The organism is Methanosaeta sp. UBA458 (genome assembly GCF_002496085.1).
Taxonomy (GTDB): Archaea; Halobacteriota; Methanosarcinia; order Methanotrichales; family Methanotrichaceae; genus Methanothrix; species Methanothrix soehngenii.
The window spans coordinates 1-8,917 of record NZ_DAIK01000113.1 but is presented as its reverse complement, the minus strand read 5'-3'; the positions used below and the strand labels follow the sequence as shown (position 1 = coordinate 8,917).

Genomic DNA, 8,917 nt, shown 5'->3' with positions numbered 1-8,917 from the left:
TAGTAATATGTGAGGTGAAGGATATGCTGAGCTCAAAGGAATTGGAGGATATGGGAAAGGCGATTGAGGAGATCGGTGCTGCCAAGAGCTGCATAACCGGAGATGTTCTCAAGGAGGCTAAGAGGGTGGTATTAGAAAAGAGCTTGGATGCAGCGGAGATATATGCCGCCCAGCTAACGGGAACCGATCAGAATACCGAGCTGATGCGCGTTCTGAAGATAAGCCGGAAGAACAATCTCAGCCCGGAGGCGGTAGCTCAACTCTTAGATAAGCTCAATGTAATCGAGACCGGCAGGTGGTAGGCCCGATATCCGACCTATTCACACCGGCCCACATACGATTATATATTTTTAGCATATTTCTCTTGCCTTAAGCATTCAGGTTGAACAGGCACACCAGCTCTCCAGCCCCATGAGATATGCCGCTCCTGCTATGGTCACTCCGAAGAGCACCACCCTCCTATCATGCTCAGCTGCCCGGTCCAGGAGGTCGTCGATGGTGCCGTTCACTATGGTCGACCCGGTGATCAAAATGAGCTGGCACTGCTCGAAAATCTCCTCGGAGTTCAGGCCGTCCAGCACCCTGACCCCACAGCGCTCGCTGCCCGCCTCAGCCAGGTCCGAGACCATCACCCTTTCTCTGCCGAAGGCCTTGACCAAAGCCTCCAGAATAGCGGGCTGCAGGCCCACCAGCCCCACCATCTCCCATTCCTGATCTCTCAGCCAGTCCACTGCCAAAGAGGAGCACCTCTTCGGGCCATCATCCCGGCAGTGAACTGTCTTCTCGATCTTGCCCAGATATCTGAGAGCAGCATTCATGGTGGCAATAAAGACCGCCCGCTCGAAGTTCTCATCCAGGGGCAGGGCCAGAACATCTCCTAAAGTTCCCTGGAAATCCCCACTAGCAGCAGTGAACGCCTGCCCGGCAACTCCCTTAAATGTGGCCTGCATGAGAACCTCTCGTCCCCTGATTATGGGAAAATCGTCCCTTCCCGGATCCCCGATGGCCTCCGCCACGCTGAGCGGCCGGCTGATGACCACCTCGCTTTGCAGCTCCCGGCGATATACCCCATCGCCCTGGAACTTGAGCAGCTGAATGAAACGCCTCTTTGTCTCCTCTAACAATTCTCCGCCGGTCATAGTAATTCCCCTCTTAAAGCTGATGGTATCCCCGTGCTTTATAGCCTCATAATATCTTTGAGCCTCAACGCCCCATCAGGTCATGCGATTTGGATCCTCTCGGCATTAATCGATGGCCGCGGCCCGGTCCCCGGCCGGCAAGGCTGCGTTCTCTTCCCAGCCCTCCAGGGAAATGAATCCATATTCGTCTAATATGGCCTGAGCATCATTTGATATCAATAGATCGATGAATGCCTCTGCAGCCTCAGAATTATCAGATTGCGAGAGCACAGCAGCGCTGCAGTTTCCCCGTATATTGTAACCCTCCGGAATGGAAATCTTTCTGATCTTTCCTCTCATCTGAGGGGTGACATCGGACATGAAGGCGAAGCCGGCATCCGCCTCCCCCATGGCGACCTTGGAGACTATGCCCGTGACCCTGGTCTCTAAAGATACCACATTGGCGAGGACCGCCTCTTTGAAGGCAGGGCCGTATTCGGGATCTTTTGCCATAAGGTCAAGGACCTGCAGGGCATAGTCCCCTATGGGAAGCTCTTCTATTCCCATCACGATCTTCGTCCCGGGAGTGGCCAGGTTCCGGATGGTGGTGATATTGGCAGGATTGTCCACCGGTAAGACCACTGCCACCTTATTGCTGGCAAAAGCCTCGACTGTGTCCTCCCCAATAAAGCCTGCATCGACCAATGGATCCATGTACCTCTGATCCGGCGATATCAAAAGATCGGCATAGGCACCCTCCTCGATCTGAACCCGGAGGGCAGGAAGGCCATCGAAGTTGAATCGTACCTGAGAATTGCTGCTATTCTCATAGAGCTCGGCGATCTCGCTCATAGCTCCGGTAAATCCTGCACCGCAAAAGATTACCAGCTCCTCGTTTGGAGCGGTCTGAGAGCCGAGATCCGATGCTTCCATAGCCATGGTCACGGACAGTATCGTCCCAGCCAATAACATCGCCACCAATATCATTGAAGTCATTCTCTCATTCATAGATCCACCCGCTTTCATTTGAGATCCGGAATGCGGACTACTGGATTATCCCCTTTGCGGCAGAGATCGCTGATCTCCGGATTTGGTGGGTGAATTTTGAATCGGAAATTCTCTGCATCTTTTCGCCTCTATGGCGAACCGCTATGCTCTGACCCAACACAGAGACGCAGAGGAACAGAGGCTATAACCTCTGTCGGACCTCAACCGCATAATTCAGCGAAGAGCCTGATACTCACTGGATGACAGGACAAGGACGAGAAAATGGTTGAGATCCAAGGGCAGAACCTCCGGACCATGAACCCATAATGCCAGCAATGCATAATCTATAAATATAATGTACGTTTTTACTCAGTAAAGTACAAAGTTGTACATCAATCGATCTGGTGATTCATTTGAGCTATCTTCAAAAGATCATGGAAGGTCAGGACCTATCCCTGGAGGAGTCTGAGGCCCTGATGGACGAGATATTCAATAAGGCATCCGATGCCATGATCGGAGCAGTTCTGGTAGCATTGCGAAGAAAGGGCGAATCAGTATCCGAGATCGCGGGATTTGCCAGGAAGATGCGAGAGTCCGCCATCCGCATAGAGCCCTCTGTCAGCGGCACGCTGGTCGATACCTGCGGCACAGGAGGAGACGGCTCCAACACCATCAATGTGAGCACCGCAGCCGCCATCGTCACCGCCGCCTGCGGTGTGCCCGTGGCCAAGCACGGCAACTATGCCATCAGCTCAAAGTGCGGCAGCGCCAACGTCCTGGACGCGCTGGGGGTGCGGATTAGCTCCGATCCGGCTGAGGTCCAGTCTCTGATTCAGGAGGTGGGAATAGGATTCATGCTGGCGCCGGCATTCCACCCCGCCATGAAGCGCGTGGGCCCGGTGAGAAGGGATTTAGGAATTCGAACCGTCTTCAATATCCTGGGACCCCTCACCAATCCCGCCGGGGCGAAGGCGCAGGTGATGGGAGTCTACGATCCGAGCCTGTGCGAGAAGCTGGCCTGTGTGCTGCAAATCCTGGGGGCGAAGAGGGCAATGGTGGTCAACGGCGAGGGCATGGACGAGATCACCAACACAGGAGAGACCCGCGTCTCTGAGCTCAAGGACGGATCGGTAAAAAGCTACACCCTCCGTCCTGAGGATTTGGGCTACCCCCAGGCCGAGAGCGCTGATATCGCCGGCGGTATGCCCGATGAGAATGCCAAGAGGTTAGTCGAAGTATTGAAAGGAGAGACCTCAGCAGCCCGGGATATCATCGTCATCAACTCCGGGGCGGCTGTCTATGTATCCGGCCTCGTCTCCACTATGAAGAAGGGAGCGAGCATGGCCGAGGATGCCATCGATTCCGGAGAGGCCTTAAAGACCCTTCAGAGAATGGTTAAGGCAAGTGGAGAGCCTGAGAAGCTGGAGCGCTTCTTATGACCAGGGTCAAGATCTGCGGAATTATGAGCGGTGACGATCTAGCCCTTGCCCTTCAAGCAGGAGCGGATGCCGTGGGATTTGTGGTGGAGATCAAAGACTCCAGGCACTGCATTTCGGCGGAAGAAGCAGCGGATCTGATCCATAAGGTGCCGGTTTACACCAAGAGCGTGGCGGTGATCCATCCCTGTGATTTAGATGATGCGCTGCGACTGGCCGATATAACGCGGGCAGATGTTCTCCAGCTGCATTCGTCGCTGCCGCCTTCAGATGTAGCTGATCTAAAGAGCAGGACTGGCTCCAAGCTGGTGGTTGCTGTGGCCGCAGATGACGGCGGCCAGCAGGCAGAGAGATATGAGAGGGTGGCGGATGCAATACTCCTGGACAGCATGGTCGAAGGAAGGCTGGGCGGTACGGGAAGGGTGCACGACTGGGACAAGAGCGCCGGGATCACGAGATCGCTCCAGGTGCCGGTGATCCTGGCGGGGGGACTTGATCCGGATAATGTCCTCTTGGCCATAGAGCGGGTGAGGCCCTATGCGGTGGATGTCTCCAGCGGCACAGAGACAGCGGGCAGAAAGGACCCCTTCAAGGTCAGAGCATTTGTAGAGAAGGTGAGAAGATGCCCAGCGACCCAGTAGCTCCGGTATTCATAGATGTGAGCAATAAGGTCAGCGTGGACGCTCCCCTGTCCCTGTATATGGCTCTGCGCGATCGCAGGTACCCCTATCTCCTGGAGTCGGTGGAAAAGTCCGGGCAGAAGGCCAGGTTCTCTTTTGTGGGAGCCGATCCATCGGCCATGATCTCGATCAAGAACCGCTTCCTTGAAATGGAGTTTTTCAGCGGCGGAATGGGGCCGATGACGGAGAGGCTCTCGGTTTGCGTGGATGTGGAAAGAAAGGGCTCAGTTCTCCAGGGCTCGATAAAGGATGGCTATGATCTCTTCGATGTGCTGAGGGCGGCCATACCCTCCCGCCGTGGAGCGCCCAACAGCTTCTCCAGGCAGGTGTTCACTGGAGGAGGAATAGGCTTTCTGGCTTACGACCTGGTGAAAGAGAGGCTGGGGAAAGGCTCGACCTCCCAGACCCCTGATGCCCAGTTCGGCCTGGCGGAGAGCACCTTCATCTTCGATCACCTGGACCGCAAGGTCTACTTCTCCATCGCCCCCATTCTGCCCGGCCCCAAGGTCAATCTGATTGAGACCATCGGCGGATTAGATCCCGACTATAATCCGGAAGAGGATCCGAACATATCAGGCAGGGTGCTCTCGGCCGGGGCGCCTGAGGAGTATAAGGATGCCGTATCCCGGGCCAAGGAGCATATCATCGACGGGGACATATTTCAGGTCGTCTTGGCCCGATCGACTAGGATTGAATGCCCGGACCCGGTCAAGCTCTATTTGAAGCTGAGGAGCATCAATCCCAGCCCTTACACCTATCTCTTCGAGTTCGGTGATCTGGCCATTGTGGGAGCGTCGCCTGAGACCCTCTTCAATACCTACAACCGCATGTTGAAGGTCAATCCCATCGCCGGGACCTGTCCCCGGGGGAGGACCAGGTCTGAGGACGACCGGTATGCTCGGATTATGCTCAATGATGAGAAGGAGAGGGCGGAGCACGTGATGCTGGTGGACCTGGGCAGGAACGACGTGCGTTCCGTCTGCCGGTCGGGGACGGTCCAGGTAGAGGATTTCATGTCCGTTCTGCAGTACTCTCATGTCCAGCACATAGAGACCACGGTGATTGGCGAACTGAGGGAGGAGTGCGACCAATTTGATGCCGCGCGGTCGGTATTTCCTGCGGGCACCCTATCCGGTGCTCCCAAGCTGCGGGCGATGGAGATCATCGATGACCTGGAGAGGGCTCCCCGAGGAATTTATGGGGGAGGCATAGGCTACTTCTCCATAGACGGGAGCTCAGACTTCGCCATAGCCATAAGAAGCGTTCTGGTCAAGGACGGCGTGGCCACGGTGCAGGCGGGAGCGGGGATAGTGGCGGACTCGGATCCGGAGAAAGAGTACCAGGAGACGGAAAGGAAGATGGCGGCCATGAAAAGGGCCCTGGGAGTGGCGGCATGAGGCCGATTCTCTTCGTGGACAATCATGACTCGTTCGTCTGGAACCTGGTGGATTATGTCTCCGTCTTTTATGATAACACCATCGTCCGCTCCAATGAGATCTCTATGGCGGAGGTGGAGAGGTTGAACCCCAGGGGGATCGTGATCTCGCCTGGGCCGGGCCATCCGGCCAAGGCCAGGGATATAGGCAGCTGCCTGGAGATAATCCTCGGCCATCCAAAAACGCCCATCCTGGGGGTGTGTCTGGGCCACCAGGCCATGAACCTGGCTTATGGGGGGACCATCTCTCACACCAGGCCTCTTCACGGGAAGACCTCCCAGATCGAGCATGATGGCCGGGGGATATTCCGGGGGGTGGAAAATCCCCTGCAGGGCGGTCGCTACCACTCCCTGGCCATCGAGAAGCTCAGCCCGGAGGTGGAGGCCTGTGCCCGGAGCGCTGAAGGGGTGGTTATGGCCATCCGCCACAGGAATCGTCCTCACTGCGGCCTGCAGTTCCATCCGGAATCGGTGCTTACCCCCTCGGGAAAGAGGATCATCCGAAACTGGGTGGAGGAGGTGGAAGAATGCACTCCCTGATAGACGGCATCCTGGAGGCCTCGCGGGCGCGGGGGCCGGCGGCGACGGAGTTATGGCCGGCGGAGGAGAGGAGAGATCTGGTTGCCTCTGCCGCGGAGGCTAAAAGAAATGGCCTGATACCAATCATCGCCGAGATCAAGCCCAAGGCACTTGGCAGGAACCTCGCTCAGGAGGAGGTGGCAGCCTACGCTCGGGCTTACGCGCAGTACGGTGCCTGCGCCATATCCGTTCTCACCGAGCCCACTCACTTCAAAGGCAGTATCGAGAATGTGCGAACTGCTCGCCGGGCGGGCCTGCCGGTACTGAGAAAGGACTTCATATTCAGTGAGGTGCAACTCTCGGAGGTCCAGGCGGATCTGGTGCTGCTCATCGCCGCCCTGGATATCGATTTAGATCGGTTCGTGGCCGCGGCCAGGGATCTTGGAATGGAGCCATTGGTAGAGGTCCATTCGGAGAAAGAGATGGAGAGGGCCCTGTCGACAGAGGCCAGGATCATCGGCATAAACAATCGCAATCTTAAGACCCTGGAGGTTGACCTTGAGACCTTCGAGCGGCTGGCGCCGCGGGCAAGAGATGCGGGGGTATTCCTGGTGGCGGAGAGCGGGGTGCACAGCCCGGAGGATGCGGTGCGGATGGTGCGGGCTGGAGCGGATGCCCTGCTGGTGGGAACGGAGCTGATGGCGGGGCCGGAGAGGCTGGGGGAGCTAAACAGGCTTTGAAAACGCCGAAAACATCTCATTATTTCACGATTTTTCTATTTCCTGATTGCTAATTGCTTCTTACAGCATCGTCATAGAAGCCCTCTTCAAAGAGGTGGCGGGGGCGGCATCAAGCCTCGTCTCCGATTCCGAGAGCAGATGCGCTATCTCATCGTCAGGCAATCTTGATACCCTCAGATAGGACGTTGCTTAAAAATGAAAAAGACTTTTTGGCTTCAAAATCATCCTGAGAGAGAACCTTTACGGATATATCTTCTCCTGTTTCCAGCAGAATATCGAAGGTCAGGCCGATCAGCTCTCTGCGCAGCCGGAAGTCCTCTCTGTCCACTACTACCAGAAGATCGATATCCGAGTCGGGCCGATCTGTGCCCCTGGCAACAGAGCCAAAGAGGGTGATGCTCTGGATTTGGTCTCCGTAAGACTGAACTGCCCTCTTTATGAACTCATCAATGGCATTTTGCTTGCTGGAATCCATGGACATCTCTCCAGAAAAGTTATGTTTTCATTGTATTTAAGACTCAGACTGCGGCCTCTTCAGTCTATCCTCCTGCTCGGTCTCTTTCTCCGCTCGCTTGATGGACCTGCTCCTCAAACCAAGAACTAAAATTTGACATCTAACGAATCGACTTGAAGGGGCTGGCCGGCGTGCCTGGCCTGTGCTTGCATGGAAAGCGGCTGCAAATTTTCTTATGGGACGCCGCGAGTCAGCCTGCGGGCCTCCCGCGCTAGTGCTCTGGGCCCCTCAACGCCGGGGTGGCTTGGATACAATCGGAGGCAAGCCGTTTAGGGTGTAATTAATCCTAGTCGATATTCTCATTCTGGCATCCATACGGCCTTATGTCCTCTATAATCCATGATTAGGTGCTTTAGGCAGGGAGCATACACTCAAACACTCTTACATATGAGATGTTCTATTTCCCTGAGTATATCCAAAATTCCTTTCTCTTCGGATTCCAAAATATCATTGGCAATATGCTTGTGATGGGGAAAGGTGGAGTTCTCGTGATGTGGGGCATTATCATATCGAAATACCATCTGCCCATTCTTATCTATTAAGTGAAATCTATATTTTAGCCTCTGGTCTCTGTGAAGATACTCCATGAACTCCAGAGTTGATCCGTCGATAAAGAGCAACCTTCCACGCAGCATGCCTTGATCAGGACTGAATTCGCTGTAACTGACCTTTTTATCAGCAATTATTTCTGCATCTATTAATCTGAAATCAACTATTCTAAAATAGTCAGAGATCAAAGGGAGAGCACCGCTTTTGCCTTTTGTATCTCATGTGCAACTGCATCCCTGCCCCTCAATAGACCCCACCACTCAAAGAAGTCTTGAGAATCGCCCAACTCTCCGCTTTCGAATTTAGACAAGAATTTATGAGAGTCCATCCCATATCGCTCTTCGAACTCTCGAATTTCATTCTCGGCTAGCCTCATCTTCATATCAAGGAGGCTTATTTCTCTTTCCAGGGATCTCTTAATGATGAGTTGTGCATCATCAACTGCTTTTGCGCTCATTATAATAATAGATTGCTCAGGAGACATATAAGACTTATGAAAGAATGAGATCAATGGAAAGACATTGTTGTTTTGATCAATTACTGATTTATAAATTAATTAAGGTTATACATTTCTGAGTCTATTTTATGAATCTGGATTAGGCTAACATAATCCATGCAGGCTTTTTTTAAGTGCACGCCGCGAGTTGTCCTGCTGACCTCCTGCGCTATGTTTGGGGGCGCGGCTTATGGTCGCGGCCGGCCAGGCGAGGGCGGTTAAGCTGTGGACTCATAGAGCGCGTCCTAAAGTCTATTATTGCCGATTTGAGGAGACCTATATTGAGGTCCCCGGAGACCGGAATGGTTATGAAAGAGCTGTTTGGCAAGCGCAGGGCGCAACGCTGCCCTTCATACCACGACCTCTACATATCTTGCAGAGATCGTTGGCTTCGGAATCGGTATCCTATCCTCATTCAGCCCTTCCAGATGCAACTCTATAGC

The 8,917-nt window shown here is 54.3% G+C and carries 11 protein-coding genes; 6 read left to right on the top strand and 5 right to left on the bottom strand.

Features of this window, described 5'->3' with window-relative positions:
* Positions 1–302, top strand: a 302-nt coding sequence (locus BP822_RS08385) for a hypothetical protein (protein WP_273467143.1), incomplete at its 5' end; no start/stop codon positions are given.
* Positions 303–377: 75 nt separating this feature from the next.
* On the opposite strand, the gene BP822_RS08380 is transcribed toward BP822_RS08385, so the two are convergent.
* Entirely contained in the window at positions 378–1,124 is a 747-nt protein-coding gene (locus tag BP822_RS08380; protein WP_276619719.1) for a Rossmann-like domain-containing protein, read from the bottom strand.
* A gap of 120 nt (positions 1,125–1,244) precedes the next feature.
* Positions 1,245–2,126 carry a molybdate ABC transporter substrate-binding protein gene (gene modA / locus BP822_RS08375; protein WP_286878113.1) on the bottom strand — a complete coding sequence of 294 codons (882 nt, stop codon included), beginning with the start codon at positions 2,124–2,126 and terminating at the stop codon, positions 1,245–1,247.
* 392 nt (positions 2,127–2,518) lie between these two features.
* On the opposite strand from modA, the gene trpD reads away from it, so the two are divergent.
* Genes trpD through BP822_RS08350 form a run of 5 tightly spaced genes read left to right on the top strand, consistent with a single transcriptional unit; the run spans position 2,519 to position 6,915 of the window.
* A complete protein-coding gene (trpD, locus tag BP822_RS08370; RefSeq protein WP_013719039.1) occupies positions 2,519–3,544 on the top strand; it encodes an anthranilate phosphoribosyltransferase in 1,026 nt (341 codons plus the stop codon).
* A complete protein-coding gene (locus BP822_RS08365; RefSeq protein ID WP_273271573.1) occupies positions 3,541–4,182 on the top strand; it encodes a phosphoribosylanthranilate isomerase in 642 nt (213 codons plus the stop codon). The genes trpD and BP822_RS08365 overlap by 4 nt, the downstream gene beginning before the upstream one ends.
* Complete coding sequence (trpE, locus tag BP822_RS08360) at positions 4,164–5,618, top strand: anthranilate synthase component I (RefSeq protein ID WP_013719041.1); 1,455 nt, start codon at positions 4,164–4,166, stop codon at positions 5,616–5,618. The genes BP822_RS08365 and trpE overlap by 19 nt, the downstream gene beginning before the upstream one ends.
* Positions 5,615–6,196, top strand: a complete 582-nt coding sequence (locus BP822_RS08355; RefSeq protein ID WP_013719042.1) for an anthranilate synthase component II — start codon at positions 5,615–5,617, stop codon at positions 6,194–6,196. The genes trpE and BP822_RS08355 overlap by 4 nt, the downstream gene beginning before the upstream one ends.
* Positions 6,184–6,915, top strand: a complete 732-nt coding sequence (locus BP822_RS08350) for an indole-3-glycerol-phosphate synthase (RefSeq protein WP_286878112.1) — start codon at positions 6,184–6,186, stop codon at positions 6,913–6,915. The genes BP822_RS08355 and BP822_RS08350 overlap by 13 nt, the downstream gene beginning before the upstream one ends.
* A gap of 154 nt (positions 6,916–7,069) precedes the next feature.
* Here BP822_RS08350 and BP822_RS08345 read toward each other — a convergent pair whose 3' ends face one another.
* The 3 genes from BP822_RS08345 to BP822_RS08335 form a co-directional block, all read right to left on the bottom strand.
* Positions 7,070–7,390 carry a nucleotidyltransferase domain-containing protein gene (locus BP822_RS08345; protein WP_013719044.1) on the bottom strand — a complete coding sequence of 107 codons (321 nt, stop codon included), beginning with the start codon at positions 7,388–7,390 and terminating at the stop codon, positions 7,070–7,072.
* A gap of 410 nt (positions 7,391–7,800) precedes the next feature.
* Complete coding sequence (locus BP822_RS08340; RefSeq protein ID WP_013719045.1) at positions 7,801–8,166, bottom strand: toxin-antitoxin system TumE family protein; 366 nt, start codon at positions 8,164–8,166, stop codon at positions 7,801–7,803.
* On the bottom strand, positions 8,163–8,435 hold the full coding sequence (locus BP822_RS08335; RefSeq protein ID WP_157863686.1) for a hypothetical protein: 273 nt from the start codon (positions 8,433–8,435) through the stop codon (positions 8,163–8,165). The genes BP822_RS08340 and BP822_RS08335 overlap by 4 nt, the downstream gene beginning before the upstream one ends.
* Between the last annotated feature and the right edge of the window lie 482 nt (positions 8,436–8,917).